The sequence below is a fragment of the Arsenophonus apicola genome, assembly GCF_020268605.1.
Classification (GTDB): Bacteria; Pseudomonadota; Gammaproteobacteria; order Enterobacterales; family Enterobacteriaceae; genus Arsenophonus; species Arsenophonus apicola.
This window is the reverse complement of sequence record NZ_CP084222.1, coordinates 929,569-948,796: the sequence shown is the minus strand read 5'-3', so window position 1 is coordinate 948,796 and position 19,228 is coordinate 929,569. Positions and strand designations below refer to the sequence as shown.

The following is a 19,228-nucleotide window of genomic DNA, read 5'->3' as shown; positions in this document are numbered from 1 at the left end:
CCTTTTATTTGATATCTTGCGCTTTGACATCCCAGCCAAAGCCTATTCCTTGTAACTGCCTTGCTAAGGTTTTATTAAAATCCGCATCATTAATGCCTAGAAATGGTCTTGCAGGAACTTTTACACGCCACGATTTTTTTGTTTTTTGGTTTTTCATTTTCCTTATAATGACCCCCGCTTGTTTATATGTCATTGTGGCGGCAATTTTCTTAGCGGAAATTGTTTTTAGTTTTTTGCCTGCGCTAACTTTATATCCAAGCGCTCTTAATCGTCTAGCTTGTTTGTCTGTAGCCATTTTTACCGCTTTTTTGGGCACATCTTTGTCAGACTTGTTTTTGTCTTCAAGCTCAGTCTTTTTTTTATTTTTTTTATAACTATTACTTGAAATCGTGACATCCATACCATTTTGCTGAGCATAACCAACAACACCTGCTGGCACGGGTTTTTTACCATTTCTATAGCCACCCCCTTGCATATAAATTTTTATTGCGCTGATAGCAGGCATTTCTTTAATGTGAAGGTGTGTCGGTAATTTCCTGAGCATTTTTACTCGCCATGGAGATTGCCTTGCAGCCCATTTTTTACCGTCAGGAGATTGTTGTTGTTTTGCATACCTCTTTGACGATGCGATAACGCCCATTTTTCCCAGTCGCCACAATAACCTTTGTTTTTTTGCAGGGGGAAATTCAAGGTCTTTCAATAATTTTTTAAGTTTTTTTAGTTGTTCATCATTGAGTTGACCATTAATCATTATGTTTCTATCTCACTATAAATTTCCGCCTGTTCAGCTAGCCACAAATCAGTTTTAGTTAAAGACCAGCGCTTACCATCAAACGGGACGATTCCTTTTTGGTCTTCCTTCATTACTATTGGTTCAGAAATCGACAAAGAAACGATAATTTCTGCATGCTCCCCATCTATGTCAATAGCCATACTGGGTGGCTCTTGTGCAATATTACTATCGCCTAATTCGTTATCTTGCTTTGCAAACCACGCATCAATCAAAAGGGGTATATAACGTGGATCAAGCTCACGATATGGGAATCGTCCCCACGCAATTATTGCAATATATTGCTGTATCATCATTTGATACTGTTCTAAGCCTAAATCTTTGTGAGCCGGAATGAACTGTATTTCATCCATTTCGCTGCTAAACTCGACCTTACAGACGCGGTCCGGCAAATTGGTTTTTAAAAATTGGGTGAGACGTTGTAATTTACTCATATCATTGCTACCGTTACACGTTTTAAGCCTTTCATATTACGAATAACAAAGGCGGCTTCTGCGAGTAATCTAATGCGGACTTCGGGGCTTTCTTGCTGTTGATTAGGTGCTCGGCTCACAATTGAAGTGTATTCGCCGATTAAATCCGCTTTGGCTCGAGCATAGACCGCTTTTTTATACTGTGCAGAAAGCGCATTTTGTCCATTGGCTTTTACACCTGGCACGTCATTAGCTGTTTTATACCCCATTACCATTAACTGCGATTTCAATGACGCCAGCGATAAATTAATCTCGGCAGCACTGGCTAATAGTGAGTCCGTTAGCAAATCGACATCTAAATCCAAGGGCACCTGCCGTTGTTTTTGAAAATCTTCCAAATTCAAATCAGGCCAAAAACCATCATTAATAATCGGATTATCCTGATAATTTAAGTCGTTGCCGTTAAACATAACACTCCTTGTAAAAAACGGGCTGTCCGGTTTCCATGGTCAATCGCAATCAATTTGCTTTGCCTCCACCGCGCCCGTTTGGCTTGCGGTAGTCGTTTTTATTCGGCGGTTAATGCTCGAATGCGCATAGCTATTCGTTTTAAGTGCGTATTAACACCCACTTTAGGATTAAGCTGTCGTGCTTTTTGCATGTATGATGCGGCTTGTTCCAATGTATCAACACAATCAATGGCACTGGCTTTCGCATTTTCATTGATATTGCTTCTTAGCAAATTCAATGCTGCAAATTTGTAGTATTTTGCCCTGATTTTTTCATGCACCTTCCACTTTTCAGTGACATTTTTAAATGTGCGTGAAAAATAAGGTTCGATACTGTTCCCCGTTTCATTTTCTAAGTGTGCCCACGCTAATATGGTATCAGCGACAAAGGCCGGAAAATTACTGCGGAAATTGTCAGGGGTGAGCTGTCCTTGCTCTATAGCGATATCCGCCCAGTCCAATCCTTTATCGAACGCCCCCACATCAAATAGCCAAATTGTGCAGTAAGCAAAAATCGGGTTTCGATACACTTCGCCCTCGGACAAATAACGTTCAGCGGTGGGAAGATAAGCGGGGAGTAACTCCTGCTTTTTCATCTCTATTCTGTCTGCTGTTGTCGGTTGCTCACGCAGTCTTTTGACATCCCGCTCAATCGCCCTCGCTTGTAAGTGCATACTGCCACCATCGAAGATAGTGACGGCTTCTTGCCGTTCTAGCTTTTGGCGTAGCTCTACAGCTTGGCGGTGGCGCTGTGCGGGTGATAGCATTACTCTACGGTTTCCTTGGGTTCTTCTAATTTACCAATGGTTACCGCACTTTCATCATAAGCACCGTACAACTGCGGATATTCAAGCGCATACCCTTCATTACGCAGATATTTATTTTCAAATTGCTTGCGGTCTTCAACAAATTCAGCCTTACGCTGACCGGTACCACTTTGCGTGTACAGATGCAAGTTAGCTAATGGTGTAACTACCATACGTTTACCCGGCATAAATGGCGGAATAATGGCTGTACGACCTGCAATGGTTGAACCTAGCATTTGTGCCGCAATCTTCTCTGTTGGACGGTCTGCCGCTTGGTATAAGCGATATTGTTCTGCCGCGACCAAATCAGCCCCGACAAGTACTACCAAACGCGGGTCATTGCGAAACTCTGCTGGAATGCAGCTATTGACAATATCCTGTGCCATTGCATCCAACGATTTAAAATCACCTTTTTCATCTAATGTAATAGGTGTTGTGATAACTTGTTTACCACCATCCCATTTCTTAGCGATAGCATGCCAACCGATATTAACATCCTCACCGTTTGGATATTTTTTCGGATCCGTATCATCGGCAACATGTGTTCCATTAAAACCAATACGTAATTGATCTAATGCAAAGGATTTCAGTGTAAAACCTTGCATTTTTTGGAAAAACTCATCTTCACTACCTGAGTTAGCCCAAACAGACAATAAATGCCATGTTAGCGCAGCGCACGAATCTGTTTCATAAAGTTGATAAGTATTACCATCAACATCTAAGTTACGTGAGAAACGACCAGATTTACGACGCCCTGTGTAAATACCGGGGTTACCTGTGGTCACTACTTGGCCTTGCAGCTGGTCGACGTATTGCACGTTGATCATGCTAAGAAAATCAACTGACTCTAACAACGCATCGCGCAATTGTGTTTCTTTTGGGTCAGTAATTGCAAAATAACGCGATACATCATCAACGCCAACTTCGCTAGCTAACGCAATTGCATAATTATGTAGAAACTCACGCGCTTTTTGGTTTAATAACATGGAAATCCCTCTCCTAATTTTTCCAATTTCAAATTTTTAGTTTAATTAAGCAGCATTAAACTAAGTGATTGAAACGTTTTTCTTTATTTTTATCACCGCGCGGGTTTTTGCTGGGTAACCTCGTTACCTTAGAGTCTAGTTTACTGAAATTTCTAACAATATTTGAAATATTGTCTGTTAACTGCTTGAATTCTGCGGTATCAACAACGTCTTTGACGACTTCAATGTCTTCTTGAACTTCTTCAACATCGGTTTCTGTTGTAGAAAGGCGCTGTTCAATTGCAATCAATCGTGTGTGGAGATCCTGAATTGCTTCTTTAATATTTTCCAGTGTGATTTCATCGGTAGAAGATGAACCACCATCGTTTGAATCTTCAATATTGAAAAAACTTTTCCAACCGCTTTTTTTCTCTTTAGCCATTTTTATTTTGTCCTTAAACTGTTTAACTTCATCGATAACAAGCGGTTTCAGTGAGCCGTATCGATATTGGTTTTTTCCTGATTTAAAGCGTAATCGTGTTGTTCCAATACTTGCGGGAGAACAGGTAACACCAAGCCCCTCTAAATACGTTTTGCCTGTGCCTCTAAAGTTACCATCAGGTGTAAACTCTGCAGAGGTAAATAGAAGTTGCCCGTCGCGATTGGCTTGTAATAGATGGTGATTTGGGCACAATTGAGCATATAACCTTAATACCCCATCTTTATCTCTCTCAGCCTTAACGGCTAATACCTCACCCATTGAACCAAAATAGCGCTCATGCTCAGGCCAAATACAGGCGGTATATACATTCGCATCGTAAAGTTCAGCGGCTTCCGCTATCCATGAAGCCTCAATTTTTCGACCGTCAACCGTGTCACCCTCAGTCGCGATGCAAATCCAATTTGTCATTAATTGAGACATATTTACATGTTGCTCCCATCCATGGGTAAATTTGCTTCCATTTCGTTAGGTTTTTAGTATCGCCCACATTTCTTTCACTGGCGACCCGTTCAATTCGGTTATAAATCCTTTGCCGAAAGCATCTTGATGCCAGCGATTAAAGGTCGAGGCACAATGTTTGCATTATGGCTAAATATAACGATGCAAAAATACAAGTCGCTAAATCCCTGTATTTACGACATTACACGCCTGCTGAAATTGCGGACGAATTAGGCTTGCCCAATCGACGGATCGTTTACTATTGGGCACAAAAATGGGACTGGGCAGCCATGCTCAGTCATGAAACGGTTATTGAGGCAATTAATCGTCGAATTGTGCTTTTAACAGGCCGTGATAAAAAGACAGAGTTAGAACAAGACGAACTCGATCGCCTTATTGCCCATCACGTTAAATTAATGGCGCAAGCCAATAAGCACACGGAAAAAATAGTTGCACTCAAAGCACAATCGGATGAAATGCAAGGGCGTGGCGATTATTTGTTGGATAGTGACGATAAACCTAAAAAGAAAAAGCGGTACAGGAAAAACGATATATCCGGTATTACTGAGGAAGATTTTCAGAAATTCGCTGATGAAATGCTATTTGGTTATCAAAAACATCTGCGCATTAACATTACAAAAGCGATCCGTAACATTCTAAAAAGTCGTCAAATCGGGGCGACATGGTACTTTGCTTTTGAAGCGTTTGAAAATGCCTGTTTAACGGGTGATCCGCAAATCTTTCTATCTGCATCACGCCCACAGGCCGAAGTTTTTCGGTCTTATATTGTCAATATTGCCGAGAAGTTTTTTGGTGTGACATTAACAGGTAACCCCATCCGATTAAGTAATGGTGCAGAGTTACGCTTTCTTTCTACCAATAAAAATACGGCTCAATCTTACAGTGGTCATTTGTACTGTGATGAATACTTGTGGGTGCCTGATTTCAAACGCTTAAATGACGTTGCATCAGCGATGGCGACACACGACAAATGGCGTACTACATATTTATCAACACCGAGTTCTAAAACGCATGCAGGTTATAAATTTTGGATGGGTGATGAATGGCGCGGCAATGATCCAAAGCGTAAAAAAGTTGAGTTTCCAAGTGAAGATGAAATGCGCGACGGTGGTCGTGATTGCCCTGATGGTCAATGGCGCTATGTTATTACCCTTGAAGATGCAATTAAAGGCGGCTTTAACTTAGCATCGATTGATAAATTACGCCAGCGCTATAACACTGACACCTTTAACATGTTGTATATGTGTGTCTTTATCGACAGTGGCGCATCCGTTTTTAAATATGATCAACTCGAAAAATGCGGTGTAGATATTAATTTATGGGAGGACCACAAGCCAAAAGAACCGCGCCCATTCGGTAACCGCGAAGTGTGGGGCGGCTATGACCCCGCTCGCTCTGGCGATACCTCAACATTTGTGATTGTAGCGCCACCGATAATGGCACCGGAAGTTTTCAGAGTATTAGCGACATTTTACTGGCAGGGCTTTAGCTGGCGACACCAAGCCAAACTAATTGAAGATTTAACAAAGAAATATCGCTTTACTCATATCGGTATCGATACAACAGGGATAGGTCAATCTGTGTATGAAATGGTACAAGATTTTGCACCACGGATCACACAACCTATTCTTTACAGCTTACAAATGAAAACACAACTTGTCATGAAAATGATAGATATCGTTGATGAGCAACGTATCGAGTGGGATAGGGATCAGAAAGAAATCCCTGCGTCATTTTTATGTATCAGACACACCATGACGGGCAAAGGGGGCGCAATGACTTTCGTTGCCGATAGAACACAGGAAACAGGCCACGCTGACGTTTTTTGGGCAACGTCTCACGCCGTGATCAAAGAGCCGCTTAATACGGATAAAAAGCGCAAATCTAAATATATTTTATCGAAGGCGGCATAATGAAAAAGAAACGGAATTCAAATACTCAAATGGTGCAGTCAAAAAAAGCACCATCAAAAGGGTTTAGTATCACACTGGGTAAGCCTACGCCCATTCTAACAACGCATACTGACTATAAAAATATTTGGTATGACAACGAGTTTGACCACTGGACACCCCCGATTGACCGTGAAGCACTCGCACAGCTCGTTAATTTAAATGGACAGCATGGCGGTGTGCTTTACGCTCGTCATAATATGGTGACGAGTGACTATATCGGCGGTGGCCTAACTCATGAGCAATTAAAAGCGGCCGTTTTTAATTATTTTCTGTTCGGTGATGTGGCAATTTTAAAAGTGCGTAACGGTTGGGGGGAGATAATCGGATTAGCGGTTTTACCCTCACTTTACTTGCGACGCCGCAAAGATGGGGATTTTGTCATTTTACAAGAAGGTGAGCCGCTGGCTTATAAGCCTGACGATATTATTTACATCAAAATGTATGACCCACAACAGCAAGTCTACGGTTTACCGGATTACATCGGCGGTATTCATGCGGCATTACTAAACAGTGAAGCAACCATATTTCGTCGTCGTTATTACCACAACGGTGCACATACAGGCGGTATGATTTATTGCAATGACCCAAACATGACTGATGAAGTTGAAGAACAAATTATTCAAAAACTCAGCCAAAGTAAGGGAATCGGCAATTTTGAAACGATGTTTGTTAGTGTGCCAAATGGTGACCCTGATGGCATTAAATTTATTCCCGTTGGTGATATTTCAGCAAACGATGAATTTAGCAATGTAAAAAGTATCAGCGCACAAGACGTTTTAAATGCACATCGTTTCCCTGCTGGGCTTGCTGGCATCATTCCCGGCTTAGGCTCTGGCGGTTTAGGTGACCCATTAAAAGCAAGGGAAGCCTATCGACAAGATGAAGTAATCCCTGTTCAAAATCTATTCATGAATGCCATAAATAATGAAGTCGGTAGGAATGAATCACTTAAATTAATTTTTCGTCAAAATATCACCAAGGAAAATGAATAATGTCTAAAAATAAGGTAAAATTAAGTCGTTATTATCAATCGGAGGTCTGGAACGTGAGAGTATTAAAAATATTCTGCCCCATTTGCGGACAACGTGCGACAATTCGCAAATCAAATCGTAAACATCGTGAAATTTCAGACCTTTACTGCGCTTGTAATGATGTTGAATGTGGTCACACTTTTGTTTTAAATCTGACATTTAGCCACACGATAAGCCCTAGCGCCCATTCTAATGACTTGATTCAATCAATGATTGAGAATTTTAATACTAAACAGCGCCAGTTGGCGCTGGACTTATTAACATCAAAACTGCATGATTGTTTTATGCTTGATTCAGGACGGCTACAAAGCCGTCTAAATTTTGGTTGTTCTTTTTGACTATTTTTTCTCTTGCATTGTCCGCAAGCTCGGTAATCAGTATGAGTACAACTTGACGCTCATAATGGTTGCAACACTCTAAACTCGCCAGTTTTGCAATAACACTAATACGCTCAAACACGACTGACTCTGAAAAAAAATCGCTCATACTCAAATTCCCATTTTTATACTGTACATATATACAGTATACATAAATAAAGTCATTAGAAAACACTATATTACAGAAATTAATAAAAATTTGTGCTAATTACAATTTCATATAATTTATTAATAAACTATCTGTTTTGTGACACGTCTAGACAAAATTATCTAACCTCAATTCAAGCTAACCTTTTGTTAGCCAACAAGCTGAATATACTCATTCATTTCGTAAGGCTATCGCGATGGTCTGCGGATCAGCGCAATTATTTTTCAACATTATCTTTTTTGCTTTTTACGTTGCTCTGCTATGCACTCTGATGTTGTTTTTGCCATTTTCTTCGATCCGTTGTTGGATACGAGCCATTGCATTAGTTAATTTCTCGCGGATTTTTAGCTGTTTATCTGATTTAATAACTATTTTTTTGAATGTGGCCATTCGCATGAAACCTCACTCGCTGACCATTTCCAGTACAAATTGCCCCTCTGGCGACTGCATGGATCATAAATTTGTCCTTTTCTGGGTCTAAAATGATGCCAATTTCCTTCGCTTTTCTCACAATTTCCGTCACAGCATATTTTTTATCTTTAACTTTACTTAGAACCCCCGTACAGTTATTGACAGAACTCCTAGGTGATGCATTCGCATCACTAAAAGCAGACTCCGCTATCGCTTCGTCTAACTTCTTAACAATCTTCCAGCTTTTGAGTCGGGTGATAATGGGGCTATCAGAACCCACTAAAGACGAAAACACACCTTTTACCCGTATGATTTCCTCACCGTAAGCGTTGGTTTCTTCGCTTTCTTGATACCATAAACGAGCAATAAGATCGTCACGACGCACAAACGGACCACCTTGTGCGTTGATATAACCCGCCCAATCGCCTGAATCAGCAGCATCATGTACAGCGGCAAATTCCACATCTAGCCCCACCGCAGTATCATGATCGGCCATCTTGCGTAATTCACGATAAACGGTAACAGGTGCGCCACCAATAAATTGAAACTGACGTATTCGCCAGCGACCAGCCCATGCAGCGGCAGCCATTGCCGCTTCTTTCATAGGGCGTCCACTTTCATCGTCAAGCTCGCCGTCTAATGCGTAACCATCGACATTTTTAGAAATGTATTTAGCAACATAACCGGTTGCTGAACCTTTATCGGGATCAATGGCCTCAGCATGGAAACGTGCTTTCCTCGCTTTAAGGGTAGAAAGCTCGCTTTCATCTTCTTGGAATGCATATTCTCTGAGAATTTCACGGATACTATCCGCTTGTTCAGGCAACATAAAAAGGAGCATGTGCCAATGGGGTGTTGCATCATGATGGGGCTCTGCTACGCGAATACCAAAGATCCGTAAATCCTTACGATGCAATTTCGCTCTTATTTTACTCCATACTTGACTTAAATAGCGTTGAGTATCCGCAGGGCTACTACCGTTCCATTTTCTATTGCGATGACCATGGATCGTTGTTGCATGATATTTTGAAGGGGCGGTCAGTGTATAGAATTCAGCGATATAACCGAGTTCATTGCAGATATTTTCAAAACCACGAATTCGTACCATCATTTCAGTACGACGAATGGCAGGATTTGCTACGCTGCCATAGTATTTATCAATCAAACTAAAGCGATTACCTTCCTCGTCCTCTAATTCCATGGATTTTAAAAATTCACGGGTCCGCCGTTTCTGTTCTTTCCACTCACTCTTCGTCATCGCGCTTGCATAAATGCTGGTACGCTTGCTGACGTTTGTTAGCGCAATTTGTAAATGTTCTCGCCACTTTGCCGCATGTTTACGCAAACGGCCTAACCACCATTTTTCAGACGTCATTTGCGCAATAGCGATAAAAGCCTCTTTTTCGTTAAAACATTGTTTTAATAATTTAGCTGCGCGAGGGGGATCTTGACGGTATGCGCGTGTGATTGTCGCGGCTTCAAGATAAAGAAGATAGGCTATTTTCAAATCGCTTTCTTCGGTTCGGTTTTTACTGATATTAGTGAGTGCCAAAAACACAAAACCCGACAGATCAAACGCCAATGATTCTAGTGATTTTCGGGACATATCGGGTATCAGATTGAATCGACTGAAAAATCGATAAGTTTCTGCATTCTTTTTCCTTACACAATAACGATTAGTGACAAGTTCTATTCTTGGATATATCCGTTCACAAAAATTTTTAGCAAGATAAGCATTCGCACGCTCACGACCCTGTTCTTTTAATAACGTATCAAAGCGTTTATTAACGGTAATTTGAACAATTTTAGGTTGTTCTGAAAGTAACGTTTGCGCATTTGCTAATGCTTTGGCTCTTTTTTCTTTTTCATGAAGTTCAGGATAAGTTGGAAACGGCCTTTCAATAGGCTGACTTGGCTTGTAATATAAGGTTTGATTAACTGTGTTGCTTGAAACTATAGTCATTAAAACCTCATGAAAAAGAAAAACTGGGGTGTTTTTTAATAAATTCAGCGGCATGTTATTGGCTATGCCGCTATTTGTTTTTAGCTACGAGGCGTTCGATGAATAAACCCGCTAACAATTGGTACGAAGACAACATCAAGTTTTTGTCTTCTGTAAGCGTTCCTCCAAACGAAGTAAGGCTCTTATCAAATGGCGAGTTGTACGAGGTTTGCGGCATTTTTCAGCGCGCCACTCGAAACCATATAGAAAGGCGTTGGCTTCCATCAAAAGATTGTCGAAATGCGTTGGCGCACCACCTGCGCACGATTTTTCCAAACGAATGGATAGAGCACGCAAAATGGACAGAACTAATTGAGCACGGATTGGAAAGTATGATTCATGGACGTAACCACCCCCGTATATCTGAATCTGAGTTTTGGGATTCTTTGGAAGAATTAGAGACAGACTTACACCTTGCGATTCGGACAACTTATAAGACAATTTTGCTTTTTCAGAGTGGAGACAACCGACATTTGACCGTAAAAACGGATGTTTTTGTTGTGCCTTCACGCATGAATGAGTTTCTAGCGTCTTTGGTGTCTGGTGATATTTATCCTGCTTGGGTTGCTCAGGTTGATTCTGGACTGACGCCAAAAGTGGAAAACGGGGTATACCCTCAATATACCCAGAGAAAAGAGTAATACTCATTACATAGTTCCTTTCATATTCTCAATGTGATTAATTTCACTTTCTAATAACTGACTGATAGCCACATAATCAGGTTTTTCAGTCAGCACATACCTTTGTAATTTACGCAGGCGTGACGCATAACGGTCATTACAAACTTGGCGTTCATCCTGACGATTCCAGTTAATACAATCATTAATTAAAAATGCATCTGTTGAAGCGGCATCTAATACAGGGGTAAATGTTGGTTCTGATAGATTCATTTATGTCATTCCTAAATTTAAAATGTAAATATCCCTGACGCGCAAACGTCATTTAATTGATTTAGAATTATTTATTTAAAAATTGAAGGGAGTTTTTTAGGAAACATGGCGACGCCACTTTTAATTATATTAATCGCATTAACAATTAATTTAATTTCTTCTTTTGTAAACTCTTCATATTTACAATCATGTCGATTTTTATTAATTCCTGCATAATATAAAATCATCCCTAAAAATTTTTTATTATTACTGGCATCATCATTAAATTTATCACGCATATTATCAATGAACTCTTGAAGTGCTTTATCTTCTGAACCAAATAGTTCATTTTTTAATTGATTAATTTTATGTAAACCGTAAGCACGTTGTTTAATAGGCATAGGGTTGTACTGCGTTTCTGATAATGCTGGATCATGTTGCATCGAAATCACCTATATTCTCGAAATTAAATAACCTATGGCGAATAAAATAACAGGAACAATATATTTCAAATCGTTGTTACGTTTATTTTTAAATGAATCGCCCGTTAATTTATATTTAAACTGCTGCTTATCTATCTGAGTCATTTGTATAATCTCCAAAATCTTTATTTATAACCTAATAAATTTCTCATAAAGCTATATCAAACCATTGATTGACTAAATCCCGCAACTGTATCTATTGCAGTAACTAACGCAGGAGATGAATGTAGACGAGCTGAAATTGTCACACCGACTAATGCTAAACAACGGATCGCATTATTCACACACTGTTTAATTTCAGCAGAACGGGCATTATTAATTCGACCTGCCAAAACTACTTGGCTTGCTAGCTTTCCAACTTCGGCTGTTGCATTTAAAATATATGTAGGGAAATTTCCCCCACTGGCATTATTTAAAGGTACTGACGGCTGACATTGAAGTTGCTCTAACAAACCATCAATTAAAGTTGCATCTTCTGTTGCATCCGTTACGCTTACAATATCAGCACAAGTAAATTGATGCGGTTGTTCAGGATTTAACTTGTTACGCAATATTTGCGCATTCATGCCGATTGCTTCCGCTATCTGAACAAGGTCACCTTTGTGAGCAATCGCAAAAGCGCGGCATGCATTATCAAAGTGATTTTGTTTGGAAGCCTGATAATCAAACATGGCTTTTATTCTCCTAAAGCGAATAATTAATTATGCATTAAGCGAAATATTACAGTCTGATAATGCTTCAACGGTTAGCTTTGCCATATTTATAAAAACACGACCATTTTTCATTTCTTTGTGCTTTTTGCGGACAGGTAAGCGACCATCCTTAATCATGTCTGTAACTGTACTTTTAGCCATTCCAAATCTTTCACAGTAGGCTTCTATAGTGAGATACGGCTCAGGAATGGTGATTGTAATATTAGGGCGCATAGTGCAAAATCTCCAATTCGGGTTTTATCCGGTGGTATCCGAGTTTATTCGTATTTAACTACAATATAAGGTGAGTCTATTTCGTATTTAACTACAAGTCAAGATATTTGTCGTATTTTACGAAGGTGACGGAATGAATATGGGAAAATTTCATCTAGAAATGTTTGGCAAGAGTGAGCCAGTTCTTGACCGCATTATTGAAGCTTATGGCTTTAACTCTAAAATTATGTTGGCACAACACTTTGAAATAGCATCAAGCAGTCTCGCAGGTCGATATAAAAGAGACAATTTCCCCGCCGATATGGTAGTTAGATGTGTAGCTGAAACAGGGGTTAGCTTACAATGGCTAGCAACTGGTCACGGTAAAAAATTTGACGATGAAGAGTTAGATATACTTCGTCTGAAAAAATATAAAATAATCGATGGTGAAGAGTTTGATGCTGGCATGGCCATGTTTGATAAAGTGCTGTTCAAACAAGGAGTACCATTTCCTAAGGAACCAATAGTGGTTCAAGATGGGCAAAATTATTTTATTGTTGACCGTAAATTTGGTGAAGTTTACGACGGCAAGTGGCTGGTACGAATTGACGATAAGATAAGCATAAGAGAACTTACTCGCATGCCTATGCAGCGTGTTCGAGTTTCTGGCGCAGGTATGGCTTTTGACTGTGAGCTAAAAGACATTTCTATTATTGGGCGTGTAGTTACTATTATTGATAATCAGTAATGTCTCGTTATGAAACAATCTTTATTATTTGTGTATGTTAATTCAAGAGAAATAGTATCAATACAAGCAATTGATGATATATCTCATAATGATACATATATTCAAGGAATAAGCCTTAATCCTGATGAAAAGGGTAAATTTAAAACTTTTAGAAAAGACCGTGTAATTGAATATTTCGATAGTTTAGATGAAGCACAACTATTCATTGATAACATGATTGAATGCGGTGATTTTGAAATAAAGGAACCAAAACCTGAAACTTTTGACGTCCATTTTACTGGATTTAAAAAAGACGATAAGTCTGAATTAGAAAAGCTAGCTAGTGATGCTGGTATGGATGTTAGAAAATCAGTAACTAAAGCTTTAAAATTACTTTGTTATGGATATAACGCAAGCCAAATGAAGATGGATAAAGCTCGCGAAATGGGAGTTATTATTTCAAGCGAAAAGCAATTTCGTGGCGTTTTAGATACAGGTGACTTTACTGAACATCGTTAATTTGGGGTTGTCATGACAGTTAAAAAACAGCCTGACGGGCGTTGGCTTGTTCAATGTTTTCCAAATGGTCGTGAGGGTAAAAGAGTTCGTAAGCTTTTTACAACCAAAGGTGAAGCCATTGCATTTGAACGCCATATTCTTGATGAAACACAAGATAAGCCGTGGCTGGGCGAAAAACAAGATAAACGTAAGCTTACTGAATTAGTTGAAACTTGGTTCCGTGCTCATGGTGTGACCCTTGGTGATGGTGAAAAGCGTAAATCTTTAATGATATTTGCCTGTGATGCCATGGGTGACCCTCTCGCTATTGAATTTAATGCAAAGGTTTTTTCTGTATATCGTGAAAAACGCTTAAGTGGCGAAATCACGCGAACAGATAGATTAAAAACTGTTACTCCGCGCACGGTTAATTTAGAACTTGCTTACTTTAGGGCTATGTTCAATGAACTAATTAGGCTGGATGAATGGACAAAAGAACACCCATTAGCAAAAGTCAGGTCATATAAAACTGACGAACAGGAAATGGCTTTCCTTGATGATGAGCAAATGAGACTACTAATAACTGAATGTGAGAAAAGTAGCTCAAAAGATTTGATTCATGTCGTTAAAATTTGCCTAGCAACTGGTGCGCGATGGTCAGAAGCCGAAAAACTGACAGCATCACAAATCAGAAATAACACAATCACATTTATCAAGACAAAAGGTAAGCGTAATAGGTCAGTTCCCATCAGTGAAGAGTTTGCAAAAACATTGCCAAAAGTGAAGGGCAACAATCCATTATTTAAATCTTGTTATTCTGCATTTCGCTCTGCCTTAGAACGTACAGATATTGAATTGCCTGAACGTCAATCATCTCACGTTTTACGACATACTTTTGCTTCGCACTTTATGATGTCCGGTGGCAATATTTTAGTATTGCAAAGAATACTAGGGCACACCGATATCAAGATGACAATGAGATATGCTCACTTTTCGCCTAATCATCTTTCTGAAGCAATAGAGTTCAATCCACTACAAAAACTAATTTAATGGCAGCAAAATGGCAGCAAAAAAAACTATCACCGCATTTATTCGTGTTTATTCGTTTATTAACTCATTGAAATTAAAGTAAATTATTGTTTTTGTTAGGCGATTTAAAGGACTCATAATCGCTTGGTCGCTGGTTCAAATCCAGCAGGGGCCACCAAATTTAAGCTGTGTTAGCAGCCAATTAACACCACTCTAATGAGTGGTGTTTTGCTATTGTAGCTAAATGCAGGAATGGTCTATTGCTGCAAGGTAGAAGCTACTGCGGCAATAATTATTGATGTTTTTTAGAGCAATTAAAACAGCCATTTCTGTAGCAAAACTAGCAATGAGTTCAGTTCATGTTGATGGATAATTAAATCTCAGCTAGCAAAATTCGAATGACGGTGTTTAAGAAACTAGTGTTGATAGGGCATTTTTACTGTTTTATGTTATTACAGTGGCTAAAAGTTTTACTAATGATCTGTTTGATTAATGATAGCTATCAATAAAAAAGCACCTATCAAGATAGGTGCTTTCTACTATTCTAAAGATAAATAATTGTTTTATTCATCTAAGAAACTACGCAGTACTTCTGAACGGCTTGGATGGCGCAGTTTACGTAACGCTTTTGCTTCAATTTGACGGATCCGCTCGCGGGTAACATCAAACTGTTTACCCACTTCCTCTAATGTGTGATCCGTATTCATATCAATACCAAAGCGCATACGCAGAACTTTTGCTTCACGGGTCGTCAAGCCAGCCAGAACTTCGTGGGTGGCTGAACGCAGACTTTCCGAGGTAGCAGAGTCTAAAGGTAGCTCTAAGGTCGTATCTTCAATGAAATCACCAAGATGTGAATCTTCATCATCGCCAATTGGTGTTTCCATTGAAATAGGCTCTTTGGCAATTTTTAGTACTTTACGGATTTTATCCTCAGGCATTAACATACGCTCTGCCAATTCTTCAGGTGAGGGTTCGCGTCCCATTTCCTGTAACATTTGGCGAGAAATACGGTTCAGTTTGTTGATCGTTTCGATCATGTGCACTGGGATACGGATAGTGCGTGCCTGATCAGCAATTGAACGAGTGATCGCCTGTCGGATCCACCAGGTTGCATAAGTTGAAAACTTATATCCACGACGATATTCAAATTTATCGACCGCTTTCATTAGACCAATGTTACCTTCCTGAATCAGATCAAGGAATTGCAAGCCTCGATTGGTGTATTTTTTAGCAATAGAGATAACTAAACGTAAGTTAGCTTCAACCATCTCTTTTTTCGCTCGACGCGCTTTTGCTTCACCAATAGACATCCGGCGATTAATATCTTTTACCTGTTCAATGGTTAAACCGGTCTCTTCTTCAATCTGTTGTAGTTTTTGCAAAGAGCGTTGGATCTCTTCTTCGACTTCAACTAATTTTTCAGACCAGGGTTTATTCATTGCTTTCGCCGCAGCTAACCAATTAACATTGGTCTCATTACCTGAGAATAAGGTAATGAAGTTTTTCTTTGGCATTTTGCATTGCTCAATACAGAGTTTCATGATGAGGCGCTCTTGAGAGCGAACACGCTCCATCATATCACGCATATTGTTGACTAAATAATCAAACTGTTTTGGTATTAAACGGAACTGTTTGAAAATCTCAGACAACTGCTCAATTTCTGCGATTGAATTAGCATGGTTACGGCCACTTTTTTGAATTTCAAGGGACGTGCGTTCATATTGTTCACGAAGCTCTGAAAATTTTTGCCGAGCGAGTTCTGGATCGACATTGTTTTCATCACTGTCGTCACTATCATCATCTTCGTCTTTATCTTCATCTTCGTCATCATTTAAGGCTTCTTCCGGTAACACTGAACCGATATGGGTTGCTGTCGGTGCTAAATCTATCTCAGCGTTAGGATCAACAAAGCCGGTAATAATATCAGATAGGCGGGTTTCACCTTTTTCTACACGTTCGTATTGGTTTAATAGATAAGCGATAGCCTCAGGATATTCAGCAACAGAACACTGAACCTGATTAATGCCATCTTCGATGCGTTTAGCAATATCAATTTCGCCTTCACGGGTCAGTAGTTCTACGGTACCCATTTCACGCATGTACATTCGCACAGGATCTGTTGTGCGGCCTATTTCACTTTCAACACTGGATAATACCTGGGCAGCAGCCTCAACAGCATCATCGTCAGTATCAGTGGCGGTTTCTGCCAGAATAAGATCGTCGGCATCAGGCGCTTCTTCCATCACTTGAATGCCCATATCATTAATCATTTGGATGATATCTTCAATCTGATCTGAATCGACGATATCTTCCGGCAGATGGTCGTTGACCTCAGCATAGGTCAGGTAGCCTTGCTCTTTACCTTTGGTAACTAGTAGCTTCAGCTGTGACTGCGGGTTTTGCTCCATAAGACGGTATCCACACTTCATAATTTGGGTTGGTGTTGGTCGGCGAAAACAAGTCAGCCAACAATAAAATTAAAGGGAATTTAATTATTTTTTGTGCCATGCCCTTTACATCATGGCAACTTACAGGCGTTTGCCCTACGTTATGCGGCACTCAAGCCGGATCTATTTTACTTTTTCAAGATTACTGTTTTATTCTTGCAACAGTAATTAAACGAACTTCTTCACGTTCTTCACTGGTTAAACCTTCTGTCCGCTCTTTTGCCATCAGAGATTCGAACCTTTCATCAAGCGCGGTAATAAATAAATGCTCCAAGGCATCCTTGAACATTTTTTCCGCTATCTCTTCTATCTCTATATCGTTCCAAGTTGCCAGTTTTTCAAGTTGTTTAACAAATTTATTATTACGATAGCATTCCAGTAATTGACCCGTAGTTATACCAGGATGAGATTGACAAAGTTCAACTAACTCTAAAAACAGCATTAATCCTGGTAACTGTGAGTGCTTAATGCCATCAAGAGTAGGAATTAGGCTCACAAAATTTGGATTTTGTACCAATAATGCGATCAATATTCGCATGGTTGTTGGTTTAATTTTTGGTGTCTGATAATTTGTTTTTTCAGCCGAACCTTTTTCAATCATGGCAAGAATACGCGAAGTATCAGGAATACCAATAAAATTACCCAATTCTTGTGCCAAATATAACTGTAAAGTATCACCTGGCACTTTTTTAATTAAAGGCATAGCTAGACGATTGAATTTTGCTTTACCTTCATGACTAGCTAAATCAACTTGTGCAACCAATGTATCAAACAAAAATGTAGACAAAGAGTGTGACTTATCCATTCGTTGTTCAAAATTTGCTTTACCTTCTTTACGTATTAGTGAATCAGGATCCTCACCATCAGGTAAAAACATAAATTGTAGCTGGCGGCCATCACTCAAATAGGGAAGTGCTGTTTCGAGCGTTCGCCATGCGGCTTCGCGACCTGCTTTATCCCCATCATAACAACAAATAACTGTATCCGTTGTGCGGAAAAGTAACTGGATATGCTCTGCCGTTGTTGATGTACCTAATGACGCTACGGCATAATTAATACCAAATTGCGCCAGAGCAACAACATCCATATAACCTTCGACAACTAATAGTTTAGAAAGTGCCAGATTATTTTGGCTTGCTTCATATAGGCCATATAATTGGCGGCCTTTATGAAAAATCTCAGTTTCTGGTGAATTGAGATATTTTGGTAACGTATTATCTAAAACACGACCACCAAAAGCCACAACACGTCCTCGACGATCCCGGATCGGAAACATGATCCGTTCACGAAAGCGATCGTAGGTACGACCATTATTATTGGTAACTAACATACCGGCAGCATTTAGCTGTTTACGGCTCTCAGCATTTTTTGCAAAATGCTTAAGTAGGTTGTCCCAGCCGGTTGGTGCAAAACCGATAGAAAAACGATGAATAATTTCATCACTTAAGCCGCGTTGTATTAAATATTGTTTTGCATTATGTGAGTCTAATTTATTCAATGAATGTTGATAAAATTGATTAATATCATTCATTAATTGATAAAGATTTTGTCGCTGATGCCGCTCTATTTGATTTGAACTGTTACCGGTTTCATAAGGAATTTCCAGCCCATGCATGGTAGCAAGCTCTTCAATTGTTTCGACAAAATCAAGCTTGTCATAATTCATCAAAAAATCAATGGCATTACCATGAGCACCACAGCCAAAGCAGTGATAAAATTGTTTATCGCCATTAACAGTAAATGAAGGTGTTTTTTCATTATGAAATGGGCAACACGCGTGATGGTTTTTGCCTTGCTTTTTTAGCGGCACTTTAGTATCAATAAGATCAACGATATCGGTTCTAGCCAATAAGTCATTGATAAATGTACGCGGAATTCGTCCAGCCATAAACTCTTCATTGAA

At 39.6% G+C, this 19,228-nt stretch carries 20 protein-coding genes and 1 pseudogene; 7 read left to right on the top strand and 14 right to left on the bottom strand.

Annotated elements, in window-relative coordinates:
- Positions 1-4 precede the first annotated feature (4 nt).
- The 6 genes from LDL57_RS04130 to LDL57_RS04105 form a co-directional block, all read right to left on the bottom strand.
- The gene (locus LDL57_RS04130; RefSeq protein WP_225507467.1) at positions 5-754 is read right to left on the bottom strand and encodes a hypothetical protein; all 750 of its coding nucleotides are present in this window, start codon (positions 752-754) and stop codon (positions 5-7) included.
- Positions 751-1,224, bottom strand: coding sequence for a phage tail protein (locus LDL57_RS04125; RefSeq protein ID WP_225506945.1), 474 nt, complete (start codon positions 1,222-1,224; stop codon positions 751-753). Before LDL57_RS04125 ends, LDL57_RS04130 begins: the two co-directional genes overlap by 4 nt.
- Positions 1,221-1,673, bottom strand: coding sequence for a head completion/stabilization protein (locus LDL57_RS04120; protein WP_225506947.1), 453 nt, complete (start codon positions 1,671-1,673; stop codon positions 1,221-1,223). Before LDL57_RS04120 ends, LDL57_RS04125 begins: the two co-directional genes overlap by 4 nt.
- A 98-nt stretch (positions 1,674-1,771) precedes the next feature.
- Positions 1,772-2,479 (bottom strand): phage terminase small subunit, encoded by a 708-nt coding sequence (gene gpM, locus LDL57_RS04115; RefSeq protein ID WP_225507115.1) that lies wholly within the window; start codon positions 2,477-2,479, stop codon positions 1,772-1,774.
- Positions 2,479-3,504 carry a phage major capsid protein, P2 family gene (locus LDL57_RS04110; RefSeq protein ID WP_225507113.1) on the bottom strand — a complete coding sequence of 342 codons (1,026 nt, stop codon included), beginning with the start codon at positions 3,502-3,504 and terminating at the stop codon, positions 2,479-2,481. The genes gpM and LDL57_RS04110 overlap by 1 nt, the downstream gene beginning before the upstream one ends.
- A 55-nt stretch (positions 3,505-3,559) precedes the next feature.
- Positions 3,560-4,405: a GPO family capsid scaffolding protein gene (locus tag LDL57_RS04105; protein WP_225507111.1), complete on the bottom strand. Its 846-nt coding sequence runs from the start codon at positions 4,403-4,405 to the stop codon at positions 3,560-3,562.
- Positions 4,406-4,569: 164 nt separating this feature from the next.
- On the opposite strand from LDL57_RS04105, the gene LDL57_RS04100 reads away from it, so the two are divergent.
- The 3 genes and pseudogenes from LDL57_RS04100 to LDL57_RS04090 all read left to right on the top strand — a co-directional run.
- Entirely contained in the window at positions 4,570-6,357 is a 1,788-nt protein-coding gene (locus LDL57_RS04100; RefSeq protein WP_225507108.1) for a terminase large subunit domain-containing protein, read from the top strand.
- On the top strand, positions 6,357-7,388 hold the full coding sequence (locus tag LDL57_RS04095) for a phage portal protein (RefSeq protein ID WP_375141948.1): 1,032 nt from the start codon (positions 6,357-6,359) through the stop codon (positions 7,386-7,388). The genes LDL57_RS04100 and LDL57_RS04095 overlap by 1 nt, the downstream gene beginning before the upstream one ends.
- A pseudogene (locus tag LDL57_RS04090) lies at positions 7,388-7,687 on the top strand (Ogr/Delta-like zinc finger protein); the annotation flags it as partial. The gene LDL57_RS04095 and the pseudogene LDL57_RS04090, both read left to right, overlap by 1 nt.
- 511 nt (positions 7,688-8,198) lie before the next feature.
- Here the strand turns inward: LDL57_RS04090 and LDL57_RS04085 are convergent.
- Both LDL57_RS04085 and LDL57_RS04080 read right to left on the bottom strand, forming a co-directional pair.
- Positions 8,199-8,342, bottom strand: a complete 144-nt coding sequence (locus LDL57_RS04085) for a hypothetical protein (RefSeq protein WP_225507106.1) — start codon at positions 8,340-8,342, stop codon at positions 8,199-8,201.
- Positions 8,314-10,326: a replication endonuclease gene (locus LDL57_RS04080; RefSeq protein ID WP_225507104.1), complete on the bottom strand. Its 2,013-nt coding sequence runs from the start codon at positions 10,324-10,326 to the stop codon at positions 8,314-8,316. The genes LDL57_RS04085 and LDL57_RS04080 overlap by 29 nt, the downstream gene beginning before the upstream one ends.
- A 98-nt stretch (positions 10,327-10,424) precedes the next feature.
- On the opposite strand from LDL57_RS04080, the gene LDL57_RS04075 reads away from it, so the two are divergent.
- Positions 10,425-11,006, top strand: a complete 582-nt coding sequence (locus LDL57_RS04075; protein ID WP_180560107.1) for a hypothetical protein — start codon at positions 10,425-10,427, stop codon at positions 11,004-11,006.
- A gap of 6 nt (positions 11,007-11,012) precedes the next feature.
- Here the strand turns inward: LDL57_RS04075 and LDL57_RS04070 are convergent, their stop codons facing one another.
- The 4 genes from LDL57_RS04070 to LDL57_RS04055 form a co-directional block, all read right to left on the bottom strand.
- Positions 11,013-11,255: a DUF2732 family protein gene (locus LDL57_RS04070; RefSeq protein ID WP_225507103.1), complete on the bottom strand. Its 243-nt coding sequence runs from the start codon at positions 11,253-11,255 to the stop codon at positions 11,013-11,015.
- Between the two features lie 71 nt (positions 11,256-11,326).
- Positions 11,327-11,677: a DUF5347 family protein gene (locus LDL57_RS04065; RefSeq protein ID WP_180560108.1), complete on the bottom strand. Its 351-nt coding sequence runs from the start codon at positions 11,675-11,677 to the stop codon at positions 11,327-11,329.
- Positions 11,678-11,877: 200 nt separating this feature from the next.
- Positions 11,878-12,387: a phage regulatory CII family protein gene (locus LDL57_RS04060; RefSeq protein WP_180560109.1), complete on the bottom strand. Its 510-nt coding sequence runs from the start codon at positions 12,385-12,387 to the stop codon at positions 11,878-11,880.
- Positions 12,388-12,417: 30 nt separating this feature from the next.
- On the bottom strand, positions 12,418-12,642 hold the full coding sequence (locus LDL57_RS04055; RefSeq protein WP_225507101.1) for a helix-turn-helix transcriptional regulator: 225 nt from the start codon (positions 12,640-12,642) through the stop codon (positions 12,418-12,420).
- A 139-nt stretch (positions 12,643-12,781) separates the two neighbouring features.
- On the opposite strand from LDL57_RS04055, the gene LDL57_RS04050 reads away from it, so the two are divergent.
- The 3 genes from LDL57_RS04050 to LDL57_RS04040 are packed head-to-tail and all read left to right on the top strand — an operon-like array spanning position 12,782 to position 14,896.
- A complete protein-coding gene (locus LDL57_RS04050; protein WP_180560161.1) occupies positions 12,782-13,369 on the top strand; it encodes a phage repressor protein CI in 588 nt (195 codons plus the stop codon).
- Positions 13,370-13,378: 9 nt separating this feature from the next.
- Positions 13,379-13,867, top strand: coding sequence for a hypothetical protein (locus LDL57_RS04045; RefSeq protein WP_180560111.1), 489 nt, complete (start codon positions 13,379-13,381; stop codon positions 13,865-13,867).
- 12 nt (positions 13,868-13,879) lie between these two features.
- Positions 13,880-14,896 carry a phage integrase gene (locus LDL57_RS04040; RefSeq protein ID WP_180560112.1) on the top strand — a complete coding sequence of 339 codons (1,017 nt, stop codon included), beginning with the start codon at positions 13,880-13,882 and terminating at the stop codon, positions 14,894-14,896.
- 542 nt (positions 14,897-15,438) lie between these two features.
- On the opposite strand, the gene rpoD is transcribed toward LDL57_RS04040, so the two are convergent.
- Entirely contained in the window at positions 15,439-17,286 is a 1,848-nt protein-coding gene (gene rpoD / locus LDL57_RS04035) for an RNA polymerase sigma factor RpoD (RefSeq protein ID WP_180560113.1), read from the bottom strand.
- Positions 17,287-17,467: 181 nt separating this feature from the next.
- Positions 17,468-19,213: a DNA primase gene (dnaG, locus tag LDL57_RS04030; RefSeq protein ID WP_180560114.1), complete on the bottom strand. Its 1,746-nt coding sequence runs from the start codon at positions 19,211-19,213 to the stop codon at positions 17,468-17,470.
- Between the last annotated feature and the right edge of the window lie 15 nt (positions 19,214-19,228).